This is a genomic window from Sphingomonas sp. ASY06-1R, from assembly GCF_052180265.1.
Classification (GTDB): Bacteria; Pseudomonadota; Alphaproteobacteria; order Sphingomonadales; family Sphingomonadaceae; genus Sphingomonas_I.
Genome location: NZ_CP197464.1, coordinates 3,381,975 through 3,406,213, shown reverse-complemented (window position 1 = coordinate 3,406,213; position 24,239 = coordinate 3,381,975). Strand labels below are relative to the sequence as shown.

Sequence of the window (24,239 nt, the reverse complement as noted above, 5' to 3'; positions counted from 1 at the left end):
AGACCTGCTTCACCGGCCTCGCTACCGATCCGCCAATGGCTGCAGGATTTTCCAGGATCAGCGCGGAAGATGCCTATCGCGCAACCATGGGGCAGCGCGCGGCCAAATGGCCGGTGCGCGGTTCCGGCCGACTGGAGCCGGTGGCGGCGCCCGTGGTGACGCCGGGGTTCCGGCTTGAGGAAGGCGCGTCGGTCTTCACGATCGGCTCATGCTTCGCGCGCAATATCGAGATTTCGCTGCGCGACCATGGTCTGCGCATCCCGACCCTCGATCTTCAGGTGCCGGCGGCGGAATTGATGCGCGGTTCGGCACTGCGCACGGGTATCCTCAATAAATATACGCCTTTCTCCATGCTCAACGAGATCGAGCAGATTGGTGCGGAGGATGATGGCGGGCGGTTCCTGATCGATCTGGGCAACGATGCCTGGTGGGACGGCCAGTTGCATAGCCATGAGCCGGTGACGCACGAGCGTGGCCTCAAGCGGCGACGCCGCATCCGCCGGCTATATGCCGAGTCGATCGCCGAAAGCGCGCTGGTGATCGTGACGCTGGGACTGGTGGAAGCCTGGTGGGACGAGGCGGAGCAGGTGTATCTGAACGATACGGTGCCACGGCAGGTCATCGATCGCCATCCGGGACGCTTCTTTTTCGAAGTCCTGTCGCCGGAGAAGGTCACTGACGCGGTCATGCGGCTGGTGGCCTCGCTCCATGCCCTCAACCCGGTGCAACGCATGCTGCTGACGGTATCGCCGGTTCCGCTGCATCGATCCTTCACCGGCGGGGATGTGCTCAGCGCCAACGCCTACAGCAAATCCGCGCTGCGCGTTGCCGCGGAGATTGCGACGCGCAGCTTCGATCATGTCGATTATTTTCCGTCGTTCGAGTCCGTGACCTTGTCCGACCGCGCGATTGCCTGGGAAGACGATCTGGCGCACGTCACACCGGCGATGATCGAGCTGAACGTCAGCCGGATGATTGCGACCTATATGCCGACCGCTACCGAAACCGCCGCATGACCCGCGCGGCGATATTGATCCTGGGCATGCACCGCTCGGGCACGTCGGCCTTGACCTGGTTGCTCGGCCGGCTCGGCGCCGCACTTCCCCACGATGCCATCGCCGCCACCGGCGACAATGCGCGCGGCTATTGGGAATCGCAGGCGCTGGTGAAGGCGGACGATCAGCTTTTGCGCGTGGCGCGTTCCAGCTGGTTCGATCCCCGCCCGTTGGATCTGTCGCGTCTGCCGGCCGATGGACTGCGCTCGCGCAAGGCCCGCATCCGCGAGGCGATCGAAGCGGGGTGGAGGGATGCCAGCCTGCTGGCGATCAAGGACCCACGGCAGTGCCGCTTCGTGCCGACGATCGCGCAGGTGCTGGAGGAGATGGGGGTCGAGCCCCGCGCCGTGCTGATGTTGCGCAAACCCGGTGAAATCGCCCGCTCCCTGGAAAGCCGGGATGGGACGACGCCGGCTTATGCCCACCTTCTGTGGCTGCGGCACATGATGGATGCGGAACGCGCCACCCGCGCCATGCGCCGCGTGATTGTCGATTATGACGGCATGCTGGGGGATTGGCGCGGGACGCTCGCGCGGCTGGCGCCGCTTGCCGATCAGCCGGGATGGCAGGCGGATCCGGCGGAAGCCGCGTTGATCGATGGATTTCTCGATCCATCGCTACGCCACCATCGCGGCGCGCAGGCGCCGCTGGAGCAGCCGCTCGCCGGGATCGTGCAGGCGGTCGATGCAGCCCTGCACGGGCTGGCCGGGGCTGATGACGAAGCGGCGCGCGCGCGGCTCGATCGCGCGTATAGTATGTTCGAAGACGCGCCCTGGCTGGAGGGCGACATCGTTCACGATGCCCTGCGCCACAGCCTGGTCGGCGCGCGCCCCGAGGAAGCGGACGAGGCCGCACCGCCCGAGGAGGAGGTGACGGCGCCCCCGATCGCGGCCGCAGCGCCGCCTCGCCCGGCGCCCGACCCGTCTGGCGATGCCGATATGGTGCGCAACAGCGGACTGTTCGATGTCGACTATTATCTTGCCCGCTATCCGGATGCGGTGGAAAGCGGCCTCGATCCGGTCGATCATTATCTGCAGATCGGCGCGGCGAGGGGGTATGATCCCAGCCCCTTGTTCGACACCGGCTATTATGCCCGTCAGATGGCGCGACGGATCCAGGCTGAGGGTGGCTCCCACTGATGCGCGCCGCGATCCACATCCATCTTTTCTATCCAGACGTAGCGCGGGAACTGATTGATCGCGTCGCCAAATTAGGGCGGCCCGATCTCGACGTGATCGCGACCTTCACCGGCACGCTGGATCCCGATCTTGATCGCGTGCTCGACCGGATCCCGGGGCGGATCCTCCGTATCGAGACGCCCAACCGTGGCTGGGATATCGGGCCCCTGCTCCATCTGCTCCCGACGATACGGGAAGAGGGCTATCAGGCCATCTGCCATCTTCACACGAAGAAGGGCGATTCAGGCTATGCGGCCGAGTGGCGGGCCATCGCTTATGATGGCCTGATCCGTGACGACGCGGTGGTGACACGCATACTCGCCGCGTTCGACGCGCAACCATCATTGATGTTGGCGGGTCCGTCGGACCTGTACAAATCGGCGGCCAGCCATCAATTCGGCAATGCCGACATTCTTGCCACGCTGACGCCGCGCCTGATGGCGCCGCTATATCCGCTGGCCGATTGGGGCTTTTTCGCGGGCACGTTCTTCTGGGCGCGGCCTGAATTGCTTGAGCGGGTCGCCGCACTCGCCGAATTCGACGGACATGATGCGGATCGCGATGGAACGCTGGCGCACGCGCTCGAGCGCCTGATCGGGCTTGCGGCCGTCGCGCTCGACGGCGAGATCGGTCTGGTGGACGAGGAGGGCGCTTTTGCCTCCGTCCATGCGCCGGGCATGCCGGACCACAGGCCGATCATCCGGACATTGGTGGAGCGTGCCGAACGCTTCGTCGCGCCCCTGGATGGCGAACTCGCCACGCTGATCGCCGGCCACAACCCGTTGGTGGACTATATACGGCACGGCCGGGATCCTGGTGCGCTGGATCCCAACCCCTATTTCTCCAGCACCTATTATCTGCGCATCCATCCGGATCTCGACGCGGCCGGCGTCCATCCGCTCGAACATTATACGCGCCACGGCGCGCAGGAAGGCCGGCCGACCGGGCCCCTGTTCAACGGCGCTTATTATCGGGCGACCTATGATGACGTGACCGGCGATCCGCTCCGTCATTTTCTGGAACGCGGCGCAGGCGAGGGGCGCGTCGCCATCCCCGTAAGTCGTCCCAGCTACGGATCGCAGGATGAACGCCCGCGCCGCTTCTATCGGCATTTCGATATTGCCGGCGAAGAAGCCTTCTTGCGGCGTATGGCGACATTGCCGGCGGATGTCACCAAACGGGCTGCGGACACGCGCGTGTCCGTTATCATGCCGGCGTGGAACCGAGCCAGCACGATCGCGGCCGCGATCCGATCGGTGCTTGCCCAGAGCCACACCAATTTCGAGTTGATCGTTGCGGACGACGGTTCGACCGACGAAACCCGCGAAATCGCGGCGTCCTTTCTGACGGACCCACGGGTCCGCTGGCTGGATGGCCCGCATAGCGGCGTCTCGGCGGCGCGAAACAGGGGCCTCGCCGCAGCAACCGGCGACGTCATCGCCTATCTGGACAGCGACAATCGCTGGATGGGCTGGTTCCTCGAAGTCATGACGCGCTTCATGGCGTTCGAACAGATCGACGCCGCCTATAGCGCGATCGCGATGCGTGACGATCTGGGGCATCTGACCGGATATCGGGGTGACGATTTCGATTGGGATGCCTGCCTCACCCAGAATTATGTCGATCTGAACGCCTTCTGCCATCGGCGGGCGCTGATAGACGAGGTCAGGAGTTTCGATCCCAAGCTGCGCCGGATGGTCGATTGGGATCTGATCCTGCGCGTGGGCCGCGGACGGCCGGTCGGCTATGCGCCTTTCGTCGGCTGCGACTATCACGACGGCAAGGCCGATCCCGGTCGCATCACCACGGCCGAACCGATCGCGTTCGAGAAGGTCGTACGGCTTAAGAATCGCGAGGGGCTGGAGGTTGGTTCTCCCGCATTCCTCGATCAGTTCAAGCTGAGCGTCGCGATCAAGATCGCGGCCCCCGAAGCGGACAAGGACGCCTGGGGCGACTGGCACTTTGCCGATTCGCTGGCGGTAGCGATTCGGCAGCTTGGGCATGATGTGCGGATCGACTTCCGTCACCAGTGGGGTGGTCATCCCCTGGTCGAGGAAGAGGTCGCGATCAGTTTGCGCGGCCTCATTCCGTATGAGCCCCGGGCCGGGCAACTCGCCTATCTATGGAATATCAGCCATCCGGATCAGGTCCCTTACGAGGAATATGACCGTTTCCAGCGCGTATATGTGGCGTCGGAATCCTATGCGAGCCTGCTGGACCATATCGTCCGCCCCCCGGTTCGCCCGCTTTTGCAGGCGACGGATCCGGCGCGGTTTCATCCGGTCGAGCATCCCGAGCCCGGACCGGACGTCCTGTTCGTGGGCAATTCGCGCGGCGTCGAACGCGACATCGTCCGTTGGGCGATCGAGGCAGACCGCCCGCCGGCGCTCTATGGTGGCGGCTGGGAAGGCCTTGTGCCCGGCAGGTTGGTAGAAGCGGAGAATGTCAGCAACCGCGCGCTCGGCCCGATGTATGCCGGTGCAGGCGTGGTGCTCAACGATCACTGGCCATCGATGGCAGCGTTCGGGTTGCTGTCGAACCGGCTGTTCGACATCGTTGCCGCAGGCGGGAAAGCGATTTCCGATCCGGTTCCGTCCTTACAGCGCACGTTCGGCTCCGCGGTTGTGCCGGTATCGGGTCCGGCGTCGTTGCGGAATGCGGTGGATCGTCTGGTGCACGCCCCCCGGATCGCGGGTGCCGCAGAGGCGGTGATTGCAGATCATGGGTTCGATGCCCGGGCACGCCGGCTCTTGGGCGACAGCCTCATTGCCCTGGGCATGGAGCCACCCTTCGCCCTGCCGCCCGAGACGCCTCCGCAACTGCCAATTGCGGTGCCGCCGCCGCCACCGATCCGCGTGCACCTGATCGTCGCGCATGGCCCGCATGGGCCGCAAAGCTCCGCGACCATCCGTCTGCTCGCCCCGCTCACGGATGACAGCGTGGCGGGGCGCGTAATCGTCAGTCTGGGCAGCGCCGATAAGGCGGTACCGCCGTGTGACATATGCATCGTGCAGCGCGCGGCCTTGCCCTCCATCGCGGCCGTCGATGCCCTGGTCGCACGTCTGGGGGCGCTAGGGGCGGCGCTGGTGGTCGATGTGGACGATGCCTTCGTTGCGATGGGCGATCACCCGGAGGCACTCTCCTATCGTCCGCTGAATGCGGCGATCGAACGCGCGATTGCCGCATCGGCCGAAAGCTGGTTTTCCACGCCTGAACTCGCCAGGCTATACGGCCATGTCGCGCATCGACATGCCATCATGCCGAATGCGCTGGATCCGCGTATCTGGCGCGACTGGCGCCGCGCTCCGGCGGAGCCTTTCCAGCATGACAAGGTGCGCATGCTGTATATGGGCACTGCGACGCATGGAGCGGACTTCGATACCATCCGGCCCGATCTGGAGCAGCTGGCCAGCGAGCGCGCGGGGCAGTTTGAGCTGACCCTGATCGGTATCGCGTCCGATATTGAACCGGCCCCCTGGCTAAACCGGCTGTCACCCCCTGCCGACGCAATTCCCTACGCGCGGTTCGTGCGCTGGCTGCGGGATCAGGGTCCGTTCGATCTGGGGCTGGCTCCGCTGGCTGACTCTGCGTTCAACCGGGCCAAATCCGATATCAAGCTGCTCGATTATGCCGCTTTGGGGCTGCTGCCGGTGGTGCAGGATTGCCAGGCCTATCGTGCCGATGATCAAGCCGCGGAGATTGCTGTCTATGCGTCCGATTGGGTGCAGGCGCTGCGGCTGGTGCTGGACGATCGGGACCGGGCGCGCGTTCGAGCCGCGGCGGCTACCGCCTATCTGTGGGAGAAGCGCAGCGTCAGAACGATCGCTGCGCCCATGATCGCGCGCCTGGAGGCCTTGTTATGAAAAAGCTGATTGCGGCAGTCCCGATCATGTTTCTGGGCGCCGCGGCGCCGGTCTCCCCGCCGCCACGCCTCGCCTTTCCGGTGGCATGCACGCTCGGCACCGATTGCGTGATCCAGAATTATCCGGACGATGACGCCGGGCCGGCGGCGCGCGATTATGCCTGCCATGGCCGAACCTATCAGGCGCATGATGGCACGGACATACGGCTCCCCAGCATGGTGGCGCAGCGGCGTGGCGTGAATGTATTGGCGGTTGCGAGCGGCACCGTTTTGCGCGCGCGCGATGGGGTGGAGGATCGCTCGATCCGGGACACCCCGCAGGGCGCAGCGACCGGGCAGGAATGCGGCAACGGCTTGGTCATCGATCATGGTGGCGGCTGGGAAAGCCAATATTGCCATATGGCGCGGGGTAGCATTGCCGTGCGCCCGGGCACAAACGTGCAGCCGGGCACGGTGCTGGGAAAGATCGGTCTCTCCGGCAACACGGAATTCCCGCATCTTCACCTGACCGTTCGCAATAGCGGCAAGGCGGTGGATCCGTTCGCGTGGGGCGCGCCTGCGGGCGCCTGTCGCGCGGGCAAGAGCCTATGGGCGAAAACGCCCGCCTATCGCGAGGGCGAGATATTGGTCACCGGTTTTTCCGACGGCCCAGTGACGATGGGTCAGGTTCAGAACGCCGGAAGTACGCCAACACCGCCCCCGGGCAAGACAACCCCCTTGGTAGCCTTTGCGCAGGCGATCGGCTTGCAGGCGGGGGATGTGCAGCGGCTGGTCTTGAACGGTCCGGGCGGCGTGGTGCTGGCGGACAACCGCGCCGCACCGCTCGATCGCGACAAGGCGCAGGTGATCCTGTTTACGGGGCGAAAGGCGCAGGCGGCCGGCTGGCCGGCGGGACGCTATACGGCCGCCTATAGCGTGACGCGGGGCGGCAAGGTCGTCCTCGCGCGCAGCTGGGCGATGACGATCTGATGGCGAACATCCTGTTCGTTCACCAGAATTTCCCAGGCCAGTTTCCCCATATCGTCACGGCCTTATTGGCACGGGGCGACAAGGTGGCCGCGATCGGGGGCAAGACGGCGCAAGCCCGGCCCGGTGTGGATCTGCGGCGATGGGATAATGCGCGGGGCTCCACCCCCGGCATATTCGATATCGCAACGCGGGCGGAAGCGGACATGATCCGCGGCAGCGCGGCGGCAGCGGCTGCGCTGAAGCTGAAGGCCGATGGATTCCACCCCTACGTTATCATTGCGCATCCGGGTTGGGGCGAATCGCTGTTCCTCAAGGAGATTTGGCCCGCAGCGCGCCTGATTGTCTTCGGCGAACTGCTCTATCGCAGCCATGGCGGCGACGTAAATTTCGATCCCGAATTCGGGCAGGAGAGCCTTGCCGGCAACGTGCGCGCCCATGCCAAAAACGCCACGCAGGTGTTGGCGGCGGCCTATGCGGATCGAATCATCTGCCCGACGCGGTTCCAGGCCGACAGCTATCCGCCGGCGTTGCAGGGCGCGATTCGGATCGTTCACGAAGGGGTCGATATGGAGCGGGCGCAGCGCCGTGCTGGTGCATCGATCGCGCTCCCGGATGGCCGCACACTCGACGGATCGAAGCCGGTAATTACCTTCGTAAGCCGTACGCTCGAGCCGCTGCGGGGGTTTCACATCTTCGTGCGGGCGTTGCCGGCTTTCCTTGCGGCATGCCTGACGGCGGAGGTGGTGGTGATAGGAACCCCGGCCGTGCGGGGCTATGGCGCTGCAAGCCCCAATGGACGCGATTGGAAGTCATGGCTGCTGGAGGAGCTTGGGGATCGACTCGACCTCGGCCGTGTCCACTTCCTGGGTAAGGTGCCGCATCAGACCTTGGTCGACACTTTCTCGATCTCCTGGGCGCATATCTATTACACTTACCCGTTCGTCCTGTCCTGGTCCCTGGTGGAGGCGATGGCGGCAGAATGCCTGATCATTGGGTCCGACACGGCACCGGTGCGCGAAGCGATCACCGATGGGGTAGAGGGGCTGTTACTGCCCTTTTTTGATGTGGAAGCCTTGACGCACAATATGGTTCGAGCGGTCCAGCAACCGGACAGTCTAAACCGGATGCGGGCAGCGGCACGAAGCCGGGCGCTTACCGATTATGATCGCGCGCAGGGAACGGCGCTTTGGCTGCGGGAGATCGATGCATTGAGGGCAGGCTGACGTCCCACGCCCGACGCTGACACCCTCCGCCAACTGCCGCCTGTTACGCGCATAAAAAAAGAGCCGGTCCCGAAGGACCGGCTCTCCTTAAATCAACTGTCCGCGATTTATGCAGCGACAGTGAAGTCGTTCAGCGCGAACACGGTGTCGACAACGCCGACGACCTTGATGACCGAGTTGATCTCGGATGCACCGCTGTCGTTGTAGAACAGGTAGGTATCGCTACCAACCGTGATCGCCGCAACATCGTGATGAGCTGCGTTGGTCGCCAGATCCGAGTCGATCAGCGACTGAGCGTACGTGTAAGCAGAGGAAACGGTGGAAACCGTCACGCCTGCATCGCCGTGCAGAACCGTCGTGAAGCCACCGGTCGTAGCGATCTTGTCCGTCCCATCGACATAGTCGAGGATCTGATCGGTTACGCCGCTGCCAGCGACGGTCTTGATGTTGTCGATGCCAGCATCGCCGGCCAGGAACCAGAACGTGTCGTTGCCAGCACCACCGGTAAGCTTGTCAAAGCCTTCGCCGCCGGAAACGGTGTCGTTGCCGTTGTCGCCGAATACGAGGTCGTTGTCAGCACCCCCCAGGACGAGGTCGTTGTCCGCACCGCCATGCAGTTCGTCAACGCCGGCACCACCCTCGAGGGTGTCTGCGCCCTTGTTGCCCTGCAGGTAATCGTTGCCGTCACCGCCAATGATCGAGTCATTGCCCGCGCCGCCATACAAACGGTCGTTGCCGTCGTTGCCGAAGATGAAATCGTTGCCAGCGTTGCCGTTGACGTAATCGTTGCCTGCGCCGGCGTCGATCGTGTCAATGCCGTCAGCGTCGCCCTGAACGGTGGTCAGCGAATTACCATAAATGTGGTCATTCGCAGCCGAACCGGTGATCGAGTCCGCACCAGCGCCACCAAACAGATAGTCCGACTGCGTGGCAGTCGAACCGCCGGTTACGCCGTTGATCACGTCGTTACCGTTGCCGCCGTCGATCGTGTCACTGGCAGCACTGCCCGTGATCGTGTCGTTGCCGCCAAGCGCGTAGTAGCGAGCGGTCGAGCCAGCGACACCGGAGACAGTGACGTTGTCGCCAGTCGCGCTATTGGAGCCGAAAGTCAGCGTGCTCTGATCGGCCGAGTTGCTGAAGAAGGTCAGCGTCTCGCCACCGAGGGCATTCGCAGCAAACGTCAGTTCCTTGGTGCCGTTGTTCAGCGTGATCGATTCAACCTGCAGGCCATTGGCTGCGTTGTACTCGACCTGCAAACCGCTGGGGCTGCCGGTAAGGAAGAAGAGCGAATCGTTGGCAGCGCTATAGTCTGCTGCCTGTTCGTCCGTCATCTGCTCGAAAAGATAATTAGCCATTAAAGCCTCCAAATGAACCTTCACAGTCCGGGCGTAAGTTCGAAGCCCCCCCCTCCCTAAAGATAGCCGGAGGCGCCCCCCGCTTATGCTCAACTACACCGAGGTGCAGTCAGCACAAGCGAGCGCGCTAGATGCTTAGCTAAGCTTCCATACCCGCGCAACCACTAAAGAAAAGAGAAACTCCCGCCGGTCATAGGACCGAATGCTACCTAATCAGGGGGCAACCGATCAAGCACTCAATACGCCCACTGTGTCTGGAAAGTTCCGGGCGCGGGGTGCGGGATTGTGGTGGCGTCAGATGATCCGGCAGGGGAGAAACGGCGCAAGCGCTTTGAAGCGATCACTATCTTCCGCATAGTGACGTCGCAGGAAGTGCACGTCTTCCTCGGTCAACGCTGAATTATAATCTATGTTAGCGGCGGCGCGAGATATTTTATGTGCCAGAGGGGCTGCGGGCGCTGGAATCTCAAGGAAATTGCAAATGGCACGAATCACCGCAGTGGGATCACGATCCAGCTCCGATGATGAAAGCAACAAGATTTGGTCGCGTGGAAACAGGCTGAAGGCCCGCGCCAGCTGGCGGCCATAGAAGCCGCGTTCGACATAAGAGAAAACGCGGTGGAAACCGGGATAGGGCTCGGCGCTAGCCATACGGGCGCGCCCTTCCCGGATGCACCAGCCGAAGGGTTCCGTTTCCTTGCCGCGGGCATATTCCATTTTCCAGTGCGACCACGCCCGTTGCACGGGGTCACGGAAGATGAAGATCAACTTCATCGCGGGGTTGTAGGCGTGTATCCGCTCCAGCGCGTTCGGCCAGTAGAGGTAGATTGGCGTCGCCTCGCCCCAAAGCCGCGCCGGATCAGAAAACAGTCGGTGGTAGGCCCCATAGTTGGGTGCCCGCCAATCGACCGCTTCTTCATCGTCGAAAAAATGCGCTTCCTTGATCGTCGGGAGCTCGAGGCTGGGCAGTTCGGCAAGATAGTCGAAGAGCGCGGTCGTGCCGCTCTTCTGCACACCGCCGACGAGGAAGCTTACCCGGCGTGCGCCATGGCCTTCCCCGTCGCCCGTTGTGGTCATTTCTCGCGCAGCGCCGTGCGCATCGCCTCTGTCATCGGACCCAGCAGATAGTCCATGATCGTACGCGAGCCAGTCACGATATTGACCTGCGCTTGCATGCCCGGGGTCATGTGCACACCGTTACCGATACGAGCAAGCTGGCCTGGATCCACCTTGATCTGCACCGCATAGTACATCTCCCGGCTCGCGGCCTGATCGTCCACGGTGGCGTCTGCGGACACCAAAGTGACATGACCGTCAATCTGCGGCGTCGTGCGCGCGTTGAAGGCCGTCAGGGTGATCCTCGCGGGCATGCCGACACGGACGTCAGCAATGTCATTTGGCCGGACCTTCGCATTCAGAACAAGGTCGGTGCCGATAGGCACGATATCCAACAGGCGCTCGCCTGCCCCCGCTACGCCGCCCTCCGTAAACTGGGTGAGGTTGAAAATATATCCGTCGACGGGAGCGCGTACGATCGTTTCGTACAGCGATTCAGATGTCGCTCTCAGCTTTGGCGCGGCTTCCGTAAGCTTGTCCTGGTCTTGGCGGATCCCGGCAGCCGCTTCCGCCTGTCGCTTCTCATCAAGCTGCGCGATCTGGAGCCGGATTCCCCCGATATTCTGCTGCGCTCGGGAGACATCCGCAAGGATAGAGCCTTTCTGGCCCTTCAACTGCGCGGCGCTCCGCTGCAACGCCGATAGGCGGGTTTTAGGCGCGTAGCCGAGCCGGTTGAGCTCGCGGACGCCGCTGAGCTCGTCCGTGATCGATCCCGATTGCATATCAACGGAGCTCATCTGTGCCCGCATACCCTCAATCTGGGTTTGCACCTGTCCCGCCTGACTACGGAGTACGGCTGCCTGGCTGGAATAGAGCGTCATCGTGGAATTATGGAGCGCGCGCTGGCCGATCAATAGGGCTGCAACCTGTGGATCAGCCTGCCGACGCAGTAATTCCTGCGGAAACTGAATTTCCATGGAGCCCGCCTGCTGCGCCTGGAGCCGGGCAATATCCGCCAGCGCACTATCATATTGCGCCTGCCATACCGCCACAGTGGCCTGTGCCTGCACCGGATCGAGCTGCATCAGCATCTGGCCGCGCCGGACAAATTGACCTTCACGCACGTAGATGTGGCGGATGATCCCGCCGTCACGATGCTTGATGACCTTCGTATTGCCTTCGACCCGAACTTGCGCAGCGGCGACCACGGCGCCCGTGATATTGGCAAAAAAGGCCCATATTAATAAGCCGAATACCAACACCAGCACGACGATCGACCCAGCGACGATGGGCCGCCGCAGGCGTAGCTTGATGATCTCGCCTTCGCCCTGATCCAGCTCTGCAAAGCCGGGCTCCGGCGGGGCTGGCGTGGCGGGCTGGCTGCGCACTTGACGGATGATATCGCCGAATTTGCTCACGAGCCCACCTCCGTCAGCTTCGGCCGGGGATCGGGGCGGGTTTGGGTGGCGGGGCGCTTTGGCAGGAAGCGGGCCAGCACTTCGTCACGTGGCCCATATTCGGCAACCTGCCCATTGGTGAGCACGAGCACCTTGTCGGCGTGCGTGAAGATCTGAAATTTGTGTGAAATCAATATAACGGTGGCGCCGCGCTCCTTGGCCTTGCCGAGTGCGCTCACCAAGGCCTGCTCGCCCTCCAAGTCCAGATTGGCGTTTGGCTCATCCAGAATGATCAGTTGGGGATCGCCAAATAAGGTGCGAGCCAAGCCGACCCGCTGGCGCTGCCCCGCCGACAAAACCATGCCGCCTTCGCCGAGCTCGGTGTCATAGCCTTTCGGGAGACGCAGGATCAGATCGTGAGCTCGGGCCAATTGCGCGGCGGCCACGACCTGCGCGTCGGTGGCATCGGGCAGGAAGCGTGCAATGTTGTCGCGCACGGTTCCGGAAAACAATTCGGTGTCCTGCGGCTGATAGGCCACGTGTCGGCCGAAGTCCTCGCGGTCCCATGAGTAGACGTCCGCTCCGTCCAGGCGCACGCTGCCGCCGTTGGGTTTCCAGATGCCTGCCAAAAGGCGCGCCAACGTCGACTTACCAGCACCGGACGGCCCGATGATTCCGACGAATTCGCCGGGTTCCACCCTGAAGCTCAGATTGACGAGCACGAGCGCGGGGGCGCCTGCGGGAGCGAAGTTCACCTGCTCCACCGTCAATAAACCCTTTGGACGCGGCAACTGAGTTACCGGCTCCGGTGGTTCAAATTCCAGCAACATGCGGTCAAGCCGTTTATAAGATTCATGCGCCTCAATGAGAGACTTCCATGTCCCGACCACGCGCTCCAGTGGAGCAAGTGCACGCGACGCGAGGATCATATTCGCAAACAACAGTCCCGAAGGAATTTTGCGCTCCACGACCAGCCATGCGCCGACCGCGATGATCAGGATTTGGATCAACATACGCACGAACCGGATTGCACCGGAATAAACCCCACCGCGCTGGGCCGCTTGCGCGCTCGCCGCCACAGAAATGTACCGACTGCGGGCCCATTGCTTGCCAAGCACCGGTAACATCCCCAGCGCGCGTACTACCTCGCCATTGCGCAGTGCCGCGTCTGTAAAGGTGTAGCTCGCAATTGCGGCGTCGTTTGCCTCTTTAATCGAGCTATGTGTCGCGCGGTCCTGCAGAAAAGCCAGCAGCACCAGGACCAGGCCTCCAATGAGCGTGACGACGCCGATCGTCGGATCAATGAAGAACAGGATAAGTAGGAAGATTGGTATCCAAGGCAAATCAAAGAGAATTGCGATAGCCTGGCCCCCGATAGCGCCGCGCACGGCGTCGAGATCGCGGAGGGCCTGTGCCCGTGTACCGCGCCTCCGCACGACTGCGTCGAACAGGGCAGCAAAGGTGCGGCTCGCAAGCTGCTGATCGAACACAACACCAAAGCCAGTCAGCACCTGTGCGCGATATTGATCGATGATCGACGAAACGAGGAAGACGAATGCGCAGCCGAGTGACAGGACAAGTAAGGTAGAGCCAGATTGGCTGCTCAGGACGCGGCTGTAGATCTGATTGGTGTAAATCGGGAGCGCCAAGTACAGGAGGTTAGACACCAGACTGAACAGCGCAGCCACGCTGATGGGCACGACGCCGAGGCGTATTGCGCGCGCGAGCGGACTGGGGAGCGGGTGAGGGGCGCCGCCTGGATTTCTGTTCGCCATCTTAATCTTGTCCTTGCGCGGAGGAAGCGCGAAACGATTGAATCATCTTCTCACACCAGCGAGCTACTTGCATCATCGGCGAAGACCCGGCCCGGACAGCGGACAGCGCGCGGTGCTGCCATCAGGGAGGCGCAACTGGCTCTGCGTCATCGGCGTCAGTTTCCGGTTAATCAACTCGCGCCCGGGCGCCGGAGCCAGTGCTCCAACATGTTCTGGCTTGGGCACGTTCTGACCTGCGAGATCGGGCGAAAGTGGGCCGCGCGGCCCGGCCGAGCCAACACGATCCAGCCCCGTGGCGACGAGATCGAGGGGCGTCATGCCGCGATAGCGCACCCGCTGAAAGTTCGCATCCGGATCGTAAACCTTGATATTGTCGGCGATCATCCTTGCGCTGAGATTGCCGACCGCTGCCAACAGCTGTGCATGCGACACGTAAACCTCATATCGATTTTGCACGAGCTGTATCTGTGCGTTGAGCAGTTCCTGCTCGGCATTCAGCGTTTCGATGGTCGACCGAAGCCCATTCAACTCTTCGCAGCTCATGCCTGCGAAAGCCTGTTGCGCCGAGTCAACTTGCCGCTGCCCCGTAACGACGGCGACACGCGACGACGACAAGCTCACCCATGCGCTTGTGACAGCCTGTAGCGCGGTGCGCCGCGCGATATCGATGCCGGCCTGGTCGGCCTGATTGCGAGCATCGGCTTCGCGGATGCGAGATCGGATGGCGCCGCCTGAGAAGATCGGCTGGTTCAGGGTAAATCCGGCGCTTGCCTCCGCGTGGCTGCTGTTATTGCCGAAACGAAGCAGTTCATTGCGGTATAGACCTTGAGCGCTCACAGAAAGCGTGGGCCCTTGCTCGCCGCGCGCTGCGGCCGCGCTTGCGCTCGATTGCTGTTCGTTGAACTGGGAAATGCGAAAGGACGGATTATTCTGCTCGGCAAGTTCGAACGCCACGTCGATTGTCGGCGGCAAGACCGGAAGCTGCGGCAGCGGCTCCAGCGCATTGGGGTTATGCCCGACAATCTCGAGATATTGACCGCGAGATACGGCCAAATCCGCCTCTAGCGATGCCAATTGAAGCTGCGCCGAGGCGAGACGTGAATCGGATTGCGCAACGTCGGTTAACGTAACATCGCCAACCTCCTGCCGCTTCCTGTTCTGCCGCAGCTGCCCTTCAAGCACCGCAACGTTCTCGCGTCCGATCTCCACCCGCGCCTGGTCGCGCAGAACGCTCGCATAGACGATCACGACGTCCTGCACGACTTGCTGCTCGGTCAGGCGGACTTGTTCTTGTCCGCCTAGGACCGAAGCGCGCGCGGCGGCGACCTGACCTCGTATCCGCCCAGCCGTGTAAAGCGGCTGGCTGATCGTTACGCTGCTGCTTTGGCTGGTACCTTCCAGATATGTTCTTCCACGCGCCGAGCCAGTGCTCTCATTGGTGTAACCACCGCTCGTGGAAGCGCTGACAGTGGGACCATATTGGCTGCGTGCCTGAACGTATCCCTCATCGCGCGCCTTTTGCAGGTAGCGCTGCTGCACCATCTGTGGATTGCGATCATAAGCTGCGGCTACCGCATCGGCGAGGGTTTCTGCCCAGGCTGTTGCCGGCACGCATAGCGCCAGGGCCGCACAGGCTAGGGGTCCGAACCATCCGGCGGGAGCGGTCGCGTAATAATCTCTAGAAAACACTATGATGTTCCGATGCCCCCGTGGCCCCAGGGGGCGGCGCTTCTTATACGCGCTTGTAACAGAGTCAATCGCGCCTGAGATGGAGTGTTCAGGCGACCAGCATTAAGGACCGATGCGGTCGTACATTTTGTCTAATCGCGCCTGATAGGCTGCTATTGAAAATCGGGATGCAGCTTCGGGCCCGGCCGACGAAAGACGTGCGCGTAAGGCAGCATCCTGATCCAGCGTTCGAATAGCTCCCGCAATTGCGTCGACGTCATAGGGGTTCACGAGCATCGCCGCATCGCCCGCTATTTCCGCCAACGCTCCCAGATTAGAGGTCAACACTGGCGTACCTAGTTGCATCGCTTCCAGCACAGGCAAGCCAAAACCTTCGTGGATGGAAGGAAACAGCACGGCGCGCGCGCCGCGGATTAGACGCGTCAGCAGCGCGCGAGGCAGATGTTCCAGCCGCCGGACACGCTCCGCCATGCGCCGGCCGTGCACTGTATCGGCCTCGTCTTCCGGCACGAGCAGCTTCAGTTCTTCCTCGCTTCTCCAACCGCGGCTGCCCGTCATCACCAGCGGCGCTGGTGTGCCGGTGGAAAGATAGGCTTCCAGCAGGCGACCGATATTCTTTTTCGGTTCGATCGCCCCGAAATGCAGGAAGTAGCCGCGATGAGTCAGCCCAAACACATTCTCGATGATCGCGGCATCCTCGTCAGGATCCGTTGCGCCGATTTCCAACGGCGACGCCTGGTAGGTGTTCGTGATCCGGTCGGGGTCGATCTGGAATTCGGTGATGATGTCGGACCGACTTGCCTCCGACACGGTGCAGATATGCTGTCCGTTGGCGATGCATCCGGCCAGCAGGGCGCGATAGGACTGTTTGGCATCCAACGTCGTGTAGGGCAGCCGCAACGGAACCAGATCGTGGAATGTGTAGATGTTGGCCGCCCCCTCCAATGTGATCGGGAGCGGATAGGTCCAGTGCATAACTTGAGGGGGATTCGGAACCCGCACCGGCAAGAATCGCCCGTAGAAACGGAAATGGCGATGCGCGATCTCGAACAGATCGGCTGAGGTCACGAGGCGATCGAACGCTGGCAGGCGCTCGGCAAGGCTGGCGGTCTCCACCCGGGCGGTGCGGGGAATGTCCGTCGTGCCGCGCGCGTGAAAGGGGCGGAGCGCAGCACGGAGGATACGGCGGCTGCGCTTTCGGCGGAGTTGTCGCGTCGGCGGAACCTGCCCGAGCCGCTCGTAGAACATGATCTCGTGCATCACCGGATCGGCGCCCGCATCGACTCCGAAAATGCCGGTTACCGCATGGCCCGCTTCCTGCAGCGTCCGGGCCAGCATGAAGCCATAGGTCGCCACGCCCGTGCCGTTGGGCAGAGCAAGATTGTAGCCATCGATGCCGATCGTCCGCTTGATCATGATGGCTCCGCCATCACGATCGCATAGGCCTGCGTCAATCGCTCGACGAAACGCTCCGGTGTAAAGCGCTCCGCATTGGCACGCCCTGCGAACGACAATGTGCAACGCAGCGCATCGTCGGCGACGATTCGTTGTAGCGCGGTGGCGATCGCGGCCACATCCCGGGGATCGACCAGCAGGGCCGCTTGCCCGGCCGTTTCCGCCAGCGCGCCGACGCTCGACGTCACGACGGGCACCCCCATCGCCATCGCCTCTGCCACCGGCATTCCAAATCCTTCCGCAAGGGAGGGCATGATCAGCGCATGCGCGTGGCCAATCAAAGCGAGCATTGCGGCACGATCGAGATAGGGCAGCCGTATCACCCCAGGGGTCGCAGCGATGGCGGCCGCGAACTGATCGGCTTCCCAGCCATCCGGCCCGGCGATGACGATCGGGATCGTAACGCCGCTCGCGCGATAGGCCGCGAGGATCGCGCCAATATTTTTGCGTCGCTCGACCGTTCCGCAAACCAGCAGATAGGGTCCGGCCCCAACCTCTAAGGGCAGATCCTCCCTGGCGGCGGCAATCCTGTCCACCGCCAGCCCGCAGTCCAGCACGAAGGCGGGCGGGCACCCTAGTGTCTGCACGATCTCCTCCCGCGCGGTCTGCGACACAGCAATGAAGCGCGATGCGTTGCGTTGCAGCTGCCGAAGCAGCCGGCGATACCGACGCCCGTCAATGTCCGTCAGCGCGGGGTGTAACAACGGTATGACGTCATGGACCGTGTAAAGATTGTGCCAGCCGACGGCCCGTAGGGGAACAGGATAGGTCCAGTGCATTATGCCGGGAGGGCCGGGCAGGTGGACGGGCAGCACGCGGCGATGAACGTCGAAATAGATCTGGGCGAGGCGAAAGACATCGGGCGCGTAAAACCGGGTCCCGCCCTGCACGTCGTCGAAGCTCTTTGCGCGCGGTGCTCCTGGCCACAGCGCGCGCAGCCAGCGTCCCGGTCGGCCGAGAAGAGCAGGGGCGGGGCCTTCCACCGTCAGACGATCGGTCAGCACTATGCTGGCGGGCTGGATCGTGGCCTGCGCCCGGCGCAGTTGGTGCGCATAGCTGCTGACACCGGTTCCGCCCCGCGCCGTCAGCATGCGCGCGTCCATGCCCAAGGGGGCGGGCGTGGCGGAGGTCGCCGAACTTTGCGGATCGGGCTGCATCGGCTACAGTGCGCGTTTGCGGTGTTCAGCCGTCATCAATGGACAGGCCGCCATCGGCATGCCGATGTCCCAAGGATCGCGCTTCGCATGATCGAATTCCAGAATGTCAGCAAAAATTATCATATCCGCAAGTTCGAGAAGCATGTCTTTACCGATCTGAACTTCAAGATCGAGCGCGGCGAGAGCATTGGCATTTGCGGCGCGAACGGCGCCGGTAAATCCACTTTGATGCGGCTGATCGCCGGAGTCGAGATGCCCACCGGTGGGCGGGTCGTGCGGGAGATGTCGACGTCGTGGCCGATCGGCTACGCCAACTGCTTCCAATCGAGCCTGACCGGTGCGGATAATGCGCGTTTCATCGCTCGCATCTATAATATGGATGAGGGCGAATTGCTCGATTTCGTTCAGGATTTCGCACAGCTTGGCCCCTATTTCCATCAGCCGGTCCACACCTATTCCGCCGGTATGAATGCCCGCCTGGCTTTCGGCATCAGCCTCGCGATCGATTTCGAATGCTATCTGGTCGACGAAGTCACCGGCGCCGGCGACGAGCGATTCCGCGCGCGATGCGAAGAAGCGCTGCTGCATCGGCGCGACAATGCGTCGCTGGTGATGATCAGCCACGATCCCGGCACGCTGCGGCAATATTGCAAGCGGGGGGCGGTCGTTTACGGTGGCACGCTCGTCTTCTTCGATACGATCGACGAGGCGAGCGAGGTGCATCACCGCTTGCAAATGCGGGCCGCATGATCCGCATGATTGCAGGGACACCCGCGTTTGACTAGGCACGCTCTCCTTACCGCCCGCCTTGCCTGGCGGGCCCCGTTGTTTATTGCGAAGAGACCCAATTTGCGCATTTCCGTGCTTCCTGCCCCTCGGTTCAGCCATCGCAGCCGGGCGCTCGCCGCATTATCGAGTCTGTCGCTGCTGGCCGGTTGCGCCTCGCTGCCGTCGAGCGGCCCCACCGCGGCCGAGATCCAGCGGGGGACGCGCGATCAGAATGAGATGGGTTTCCGGATCGTCGACATCGACGGACCGCTGGTCAATGCGATCGGTGCGCGAGACGCTGCGGCGGACGCAGCCCAGCCGACCCTGTCCAGCCTTGCCCGCGCCGGCCGCAACGACGTGGTCGGGCCGGGCGATACGCTCAGCATCGGCATTTACGAAGTCGGCGTATCGCTATTTGGCTCATCCGGAGGCGCCGGCGGCGTGATGGATCCCTCCGCACGGGCGCAGACGTTTCCGGAGGTGGTGGTCGATCGCAACGGCGCCGTCAAACTGCCCTATGTCGGCCGACTGGAAGTGGCCGGACATACCACGTCCGAAATCCAGGGCATGATCGAACATGGCCTGCGCGGAAAATCGCAAAGTCCGCAGGCGCTGGTCAGTATCAAGACCAACATTGCGAGCACGGTCTATGTCGCGGGCGATGTCCGCTCTCCGGGTCGCTTCACGCTGTCGTTGCAGCGCGAGCGGTTGCTGGACGCGATCGCCATGGCGGGCGGCGCGAGCAATTCCGCTGAAGATACGATCGTGCGCTTCAATCGCGCGGATCGCTGGTTGGAGGAGCGGCTGGGCCGCATTCGTGCCGGCGCCGCTGACGATTTGGTGCTGACGCCTGGCGACCGGGTCGAGCTGATCAAGCGGCCGCGCAGTTTCATCGCGCTTGGCGCAACCGGCAAGGTTTCGCAAATTGCGTTCGAGACGGGCGACGTTTCGCTTGCGGAAGCCGTGGCGCGTTCTGGCGGCCCGGCCGATTCGGTCGCCGATCCTTCCGCCGTTTTCCTGTTCCGCTATGATCCGGCCAAGCCCGGCGACCAGGAAAAGCCGATCATCTACCGACTGAACATGTTGCAGCCGGCGAGCTATTTCCTGTCGCAGCGGTTCGCGGTGCGCGACAAGGACGTGATCTACATCGCCAATGCAGGCGCGAACCGCCCCGCCAAGATGGTGTCGATCATCAATCAGCTCTTCTCGCCGTTCGTTGCGGCGCGGGCGATCACGCGCTGATCTGATCGCCTATCTCGGAAGGTGCCGTGCGATGAGGCCGGCACCTTCCGGGTGATTACAGATACCAGGCGCCAGGTTCGGGTTGCGGCGTGACATCCAGTCTATCCCGCCGCAATTGCGGGTGCCACGACGGATCATTGTCCAGCCACGGCTTCCAGCGAGACAGGAACAGCGCCACATCCGCACCGGGCGGCAGACGGTCCCCGCGCGATGCCTTCTCGACATGCACCATTTCCGCGGCAGGCGTGTAGACGATGCGATAGCCGAGCGCGCGTAGTCGCAGGCAGAGATCCGTATCATTGAATTCAAGGCTGAACCGTTCCTCAAACCCTTGCACCTGCTCGAGCAATGAAAGCCGCGTCGCGAAGATCGCCCCGGTCACCATCGACCATTCGCGCTGGGTCTGTGCCCAGCCCTGATAGGTGCCCTCAGCCCTGTTTCGGAAAATCCAGGCGTGAGCTGCCCCATCGCCATGCGGCCCCATGCCGGCATGTTGAAGCGAGCCGTCCTCGAACAACAAGCGGGCACCCACGCCGCCAACGCCTTCATCAACCGCGAAGCTTTGCAGCGCGCGCAGCCAATTGGGTTCCAGCAGCCGAATATCATCGTTCATGAACACGATCTGCTCGGTCGCCGCCGCTCGCCAAAGCCGGTTCATCTTTGCGGCATAATTGAAGGGCTCGTCGTGCCCCCGCGGCGTTGCGATATGCTGCAGGGCAAAGGGCCAGTTTCGGGAAGCCCAGGACGGTTCGTCCGCAATATCGTCGCCGACGATGACGGTCAGCCGGTCCATCGGCCAGTCCGTTAGCGCCAATGCATCCAGCAGTTGCTCAATATAACTGCCGGAACCGTCGGGCAGAGCAGTGCGGCGCGTCGGGATGACGAGGGTAACTGCCGGCGGATCCTGAAAGCGTCGCAGCGTCGTAAAGCTATGGGGGGCGGGCCCGGAAATGATGTCGAAGTCGCGCCAGGACGGCTGCTGCGCCAGCATCGCGCGATAATCCGCTTCAAGCGCGCGAACGCGGCGGCCGGGATGTCCCAGCAAAACGTGGGGAATACGCCCGATCGACATACCGGCGGCATGGGCCCGGAAGAGCAGGTCCGCCATAACAGCCGAGCCCATTTCACGCCGTACGCCCAGCGTAGAAAGCGCAGAGCCGCGGATGATGAGGGGAGCCGCGATATAGTCCTGTGCCGCGAGCAAGGTCACATCGAACTCCGGCTTCAGCCGCAATTGGTCAACGATCTCATCTGTCTCCGCAGCGACATCGTCGCCGTAGAAGATGGCTATATCCGGCCGGTCGCGCGCCTGATCCTGCAGGCGTTGTGTGAAATCGGGAGACGCGACGGCATTGCGCGGCGCGAACGCCACCCAATGGTCGCGATCGGAGGGAAGGTCCTTCGGGACGAAGGCAAGCGACCCATTTTCGTCGAGGGGGACAGCCTGGATGGATGAACCGAAGTCGGCATCCTGAAAGGGGGTGCCGCGATCGAGATGGAGCGCGAGCTGCTCGATCCGAGGCGACGGGCCGCGCCCCGTCATCGTCCGCCGCAGGCTGGCATCAATCAGAGCCCCGACCCGCGCATAAGACAGTTGTTCCGCGATCCGCGCGCGGGCTGCGTCACCGATTTCATGGCGCCCTGCATCGAGATCTGCCGCCGCCTTGATCAACGCGGCGGCAAGCGCGGGTTCGTCAATACGCGCCCAGCTGCCACCCCTGGTATAGTGGCCGAAATCGTCGCTGAGTGTCCATTCGCGGGCCTTCACAGGATAGCCGCTATTCGCGTCGAGATAGTCGGTGCTGCCGCCGAAATCTGTCGCGACGACCGGTTTGCCCGCGGCCATCGCCTCTGCGATCGTCAGGCCGAAGCCTTCCGAGCAATGGGGGGATGCGTAGATGTCGGCAACCGCGCGCAATAGCTGCAACTGGTCGGCCGGCAGGGACCGGTCGATCAGCATGACGCCATCCGTCGCCCCAGCCAGTTCCTGCAACTCGGCGCCCTCCTGCGGCCGGTCCATGAGATGCTTGGTCTTCAGCACCAACGACCAGCCCTGCCGGGCGAGCCCGGATGCGGCAAAGGCGCGAATGAGCGCGGACGGATTCTTCCGAACCAGGTAACTCGAGCCGTCAAAAACGAACAGAATGATGCGCGCGTCGCGGTCCAGCCCCAGCTGCGTCAGCGCCGCCATCCGGTCAGGCGCGGCCGAGGGGGCAACTGGCACTGGATGCGGGATCACATCGACCGCAGCTTCGTCCTGCGCGACGAACAGATCCGCACAATATTGGCTCGGTGCCCAGATCCGGTCGACGGAGGAGAAATCGTGCCGCCAGGCTGGCGGGATATGGCCCATTTCCCATACCCAATATCCGATGCGCTTGCGGGCGTGGCCGACATCACGGCGCTGCTCATCCGTCAGCAGGAACCAGCTGTCCGGATTAAGGTGGACGATTGCGATATCCGCCGGCCCGCCGAATTCGGTGATGTCGACCGGTGGTGCCAGCGGCTTATGGATGTGGAACGGCTTCTTGATCGGGTGCAGGTTGAGCCGGATGTCGCAGCGCCGCAACGCGCCAATGAGCGCACGGGACGCTGCGCCGAGCCCGTTATCGTAATTCCATGGTCCGTAAAATGCGACCTTCAACGGCCGCCCTTCGCCCGTATCGAACGGGATCGGATGCGCATAGAGCTGCGCGTCGCCATCGCAGGGCGTATGCTCTTCCGCGGCCCGCGCAGCGGCATCGATCAGGGCAACGTCGAAGCCCGCGCGCCGCAAGGCGTCCTGCCAGCCTTCGACGTCTACTTCCGAAAACGCGCCGCGCAACGGCAGAAGCTTCATGAACGGGAAGCCGTCCGCGATCAGCTCGCGCCAGGCGTAAAGCGTCGGGTTCAGGGCAAGCGGGCTCGGGAACAAGAGTTCCAGGCGATGCCCGCTGCGTTCGACATCTTCGGAAAAGCGCAGTTCGTAAGACTGAATGACGTGATCCTTGTCATCCAGGATACGGACATCCTCGAAAAAGCGATGGAGCCGATATGACGATAGCAAGCGGGGCTTGAGCGCCAGGAAATAGGATTGGAAATGCCAGCGATATTCATGGCTTTCCGTCAGGCCGATCAGGTCTGCGTCGCTTGCCTGAATCCGCGCGATCAGCTCAGCCAGGCTGGAGCCTTTGGCCGGGCCGGCCACACTGTCATTGAGCAGATACAGCGTCGCGGCGCCGTAGATTTCAGGATGCAAATGCAGGGCATGCGCCCAGGCGGCGAAATCATAGCCGGCATTTTCGCGCACGATTGCGCCGGCCACCGCATCCAGCAGCTCCGGTCGGAGGTTGAGCTGGCGATCGGTGACGGCCAGCAACAGGACCGCAATGCCCTGCTCCGCCAAGGCGCGAAGATAAGGGAGGACGTGGGGCTTTATGGCCCCCGTGGCGGAATGCGTAACGAATAAGGCAATCTCGCCGCCTTCGGGGGCGGCGAACGGTTTGACCGTCTCATACCGCGCCTCCCACGCGCGACGGGGCGGCGTCGGAGATACCGCCGAGACGGGAGGGGCATCGTCGAAATTATCGCTCACATGCTCTTCCACCGCCGGCTCCTCGGCCGCTGGGGGCAGATCCAGATCGATCAGCCGCGCCAGCTCCTCACGCGCGCTCGCATTGCCGTCAATAGACAGACTTTCCGCATAGAGATGTTTGGCACGATCCCGGTCGCCGGCCAGCTTGCGCGAATGGCCCCAGCACAGCAGGAGATCGGCATTGTCACCCTTGAGCGCGGCCGCCCGGCTATAACTCTCATCTGCCCCGCCAAACTCGGAAATCTGGGTGAGCATATGGCCAAGTTGCACCCAAATCGCGAAATCCTGCGGGGTGGTCTCGAGATGCTCGCGATAATGAGCAGCAGCCTCCGCCCACCGTCCTGCATCACGCGCCCGGTCGCCGCGCCGTTGCGCGCTTACCGGACGAAAGAAGCCCGCTTTCAAACTGTTAACTCCTGAAGATGGATGGGCCGGGATCGCGGCCGGGGCCGCCCGCAGCTACCAAAGCTTTGGCGATTGCCCA

15 protein-coding genes are annotated in these 24,239 nt (G+C 62.9%); 7 read left to right on the top strand and 8 right to left on the bottom strand.

Going from position 1 to position 24,239, the window contains the following annotated elements; genetic code table 11:
- Positions 1-35: 35 nt before the first annotated feature.
- Genes ACSBM8_RS15970 through ACSBM8_RS15950 form a run of 5 tightly spaced genes read left to right on the top strand, consistent with a single transcriptional unit; the run spans position 36 to position 8,287 of the window.
- Positions 36-1,016 carry a GSCFA domain-containing protein gene (locus tag ACSBM8_RS15970; RefSeq protein WP_442678983.1) on the top strand — a complete coding sequence of 327 codons (981 nt, stop codon included), beginning with the start codon at positions 36-38 and terminating at the stop codon, positions 1,014-1,016.
- A complete protein-coding gene (locus tag ACSBM8_RS15965; RefSeq protein WP_442678982.1) occupies positions 1,013-2,194 on the top strand; it encodes a sulfotransferase family protein in 1,182 nt (393 codons plus the stop codon). Before ACSBM8_RS15970 ends, ACSBM8_RS15965 begins: the two co-directional genes overlap by 4 nt.
- Positions 2,194-6,096, top strand: coding sequence for a glycosyltransferase (locus tag ACSBM8_RS15960; protein WP_442678981.1), 3,903 nt, complete (start codon positions 2,194-2,196; stop codon positions 6,094-6,096). The genes ACSBM8_RS15965 and ACSBM8_RS15960 overlap by 1 nt, the downstream gene beginning before the upstream one ends.
- Positions 6,093-7,064, top strand: coding sequence for a M23 family metallopeptidase (locus ACSBM8_RS15955; RefSeq protein ID WP_442678980.1), 972 nt, complete (start codon positions 6,093-6,095; stop codon positions 7,062-7,064). Before ACSBM8_RS15960 ends, ACSBM8_RS15955 begins: the two co-directional genes overlap by 4 nt.
- Positions 7,064-8,287 (top strand): glycosyltransferase, encoded by a 1,224-nt coding sequence (locus ACSBM8_RS15950; protein ID WP_442678979.1) that lies wholly within the window; start codon positions 7,064-7,066, stop codon positions 8,285-8,287. The genes ACSBM8_RS15955 and ACSBM8_RS15950 overlap by 1 nt, the downstream gene beginning before the upstream one ends.
- Before the next feature lie 107 nt (positions 8,288-8,394).
- Here ACSBM8_RS15950 and ACSBM8_RS15945 read toward each other — a convergent pair whose 3' ends face one another.
- From ACSBM8_RS15945 to ACSBM8_RS15915, 7 genes are all read right to left on the bottom strand, one after another.
- Positions 8,395-9,642 (bottom strand): calcium-binding protein, encoded by a 1,248-nt coding sequence (locus ACSBM8_RS15945; protein WP_442678978.1) that lies wholly within the window; start codon positions 9,640-9,642, stop codon positions 8,395-8,397.
- Between the two features lie 294 nt (positions 9,643-9,936).
- The gene (locus tag ACSBM8_RS15940; RefSeq protein ID WP_442678977.1) at positions 9,937-10,719 is read right to left on the bottom strand and encodes a sulfotransferase family protein; all 783 of its coding nucleotides are present in this window, start codon (positions 10,717-10,719) and stop codon (positions 9,937-9,939) included.
- Positions 10,716-12,116 (bottom strand): HlyD family type I secretion periplasmic adaptor subunit, encoded by a 1,401-nt coding sequence (locus ACSBM8_RS15935; protein WP_442678976.1) that lies wholly within the window; start codon positions 12,114-12,116, stop codon positions 10,716-10,718. The genes ACSBM8_RS15940 and ACSBM8_RS15935 overlap by 4 nt, the downstream gene beginning before the upstream one ends.
- The gene (locus tag ACSBM8_RS15930) at positions 12,113-13,870 is read right to left on the bottom strand and encodes a type I secretion system permease/ATPase (protein WP_442678975.1); all 1,758 of its coding nucleotides are present in this window, start codon (positions 13,868-13,870) and stop codon (positions 12,113-12,115) included. The genes ACSBM8_RS15935 and ACSBM8_RS15930 overlap by 4 nt, the downstream gene beginning before the upstream one ends.
- 72 nt (positions 13,871-13,942) lie before the next feature.
- Positions 13,943-15,481, bottom strand: coding sequence for a TolC family outer membrane protein (locus ACSBM8_RS15925; RefSeq protein ID WP_442678974.1), 1,539 nt, complete (start codon positions 15,479-15,481; stop codon positions 13,943-13,945).
- 180 nt (positions 15,482-15,661) lie between these two features.
- Entirely contained in the window at positions 15,662-16,975 is a 1,314-nt protein-coding gene (locus ACSBM8_RS15920) for a glycosyltransferase (protein ID WP_442678973.1), read from the bottom strand.
- A complete protein-coding gene (locus tag ACSBM8_RS15915) occupies positions 16,972-18,105 on the bottom strand; it encodes a glycosyltransferase family 4 protein (protein ID WP_442678972.1) in 1,134 nt (377 codons plus the stop codon). Before ACSBM8_RS15915 ends, ACSBM8_RS15920 begins: the two co-directional genes overlap by 4 nt.
- A gap of 153 nt (positions 18,106-18,258) precedes the next feature.
- Here ACSBM8_RS15915 and ACSBM8_RS15910 point away from each other — a divergent pair, with 153 nt between their 5' ends.
- Together ACSBM8_RS15910 and ACSBM8_RS15905 are read left to right on the top strand one after the other, a co-directional pair.
- Positions 18,259-18,921, top strand: coding sequence for an ABC transporter ATP-binding protein (locus ACSBM8_RS15910; protein WP_442678971.1), 663 nt, complete (start codon positions 18,259-18,261; stop codon positions 18,919-18,921).
- A 99-nt stretch (positions 18,922-19,020) separates the two neighbouring features.
- Complete coding sequence (locus ACSBM8_RS15905; RefSeq protein ID WP_442678970.1) at positions 19,021-20,181, top strand: polysaccharide biosynthesis/export family protein; 1,161 nt, start codon at positions 19,021-19,023, stop codon at positions 20,179-20,181.
- Positions 20,182-20,236: 55 nt separating this feature from the next.
- Here the strand turns inward: ACSBM8_RS15905 and ACSBM8_RS15900 are convergent, their stop codons facing one another.
- Entirely contained in the window at positions 20,237-24,160 is a 3,924-nt protein-coding gene (locus ACSBM8_RS15900) for a rhamnan synthesis F family protein (RefSeq protein WP_442678969.1), read from the bottom strand.
- Positions 24,161-24,239: the final 79 nt, after the last annotated feature.

What these genes read in the sequence shown, in the direction of transcription:
- ACSBM8_RS15970 (WP_442678983.1), top strand. Translation starts at nt 36, where the DNA reads ATGGCTGCAGGATTTTCCAGGATCAGCGCGGAAGATGCCTATCGCGCA.
- ACSBM8_RS15965 (WP_442678982.1), top strand. Translation starts at nt 1,013, where the DNA reads ATGACCCGCGCGGCGATATTGATCCTGGGCATGCACCGCTCGGGCACG.
- ACSBM8_RS15960 (WP_442678981.1), top strand. Translation starts at nt 2,194, where the DNA reads ATGCGCGCCGCGATCCACATCCATCTTTTCTATCCAGACGTAGCGCGG.
- ACSBM8_RS15955 (WP_442678980.1), top strand. Translation starts at nt 6,093, where the DNA reads ATGAAAAAGCTGATTGCGGCAGTCCCGATCATGTTTCTGGGCGCCGCG.
- ACSBM8_RS15950 (WP_442678979.1), top strand. Translation starts at nt 7,064, where the DNA reads ATGGCGAACATCCTGTTCGTTCACCAGAATTTCCCAGGCCAGTTTCCC.
- ACSBM8_RS15945 (WP_442678978.1), bottom strand. Translation starts at nt 9,642, where the DNA reads ATGGCTAATTATCTTTTCGAGCAGATGACGGACGAACAGGCAGCAGAC.
- ACSBM8_RS15940 (WP_442678977.1), bottom strand. Translation starts at nt 10,719, where the DNA reads ATGACCACAACGGGCGACGGGGAAGGCCATGGCGCACGCCGGGTAAGC.
- ACSBM8_RS15930 (WP_442678975.1), bottom strand. Translation starts at nt 13,870, where the DNA reads ATGGCGAACAGAAATCCAGGCGGCGCCCCTCACCCGCTCCCCAGTCCG.
- ACSBM8_RS15920 (WP_442678973.1), bottom strand. Translation starts at nt 16,975, where the DNA reads ATGATCAAGCGGACGATCGGCATCGATGGCTACAATCTTGCTCTGCCC.
- ACSBM8_RS15915 (WP_442678972.1), bottom strand. Translation starts at nt 18,105, where the DNA reads ATGCTGACGGCGCGGGGCGGAACCGGTGTCAGCAGCTATGCGCACCAA.
- ACSBM8_RS15910 (WP_442678971.1), top strand. Translation starts at nt 18,259, where the DNA reads ATGATCGAATTCCAGAATGTCAGCAAAAATTATCATATCCGCAAGTTC.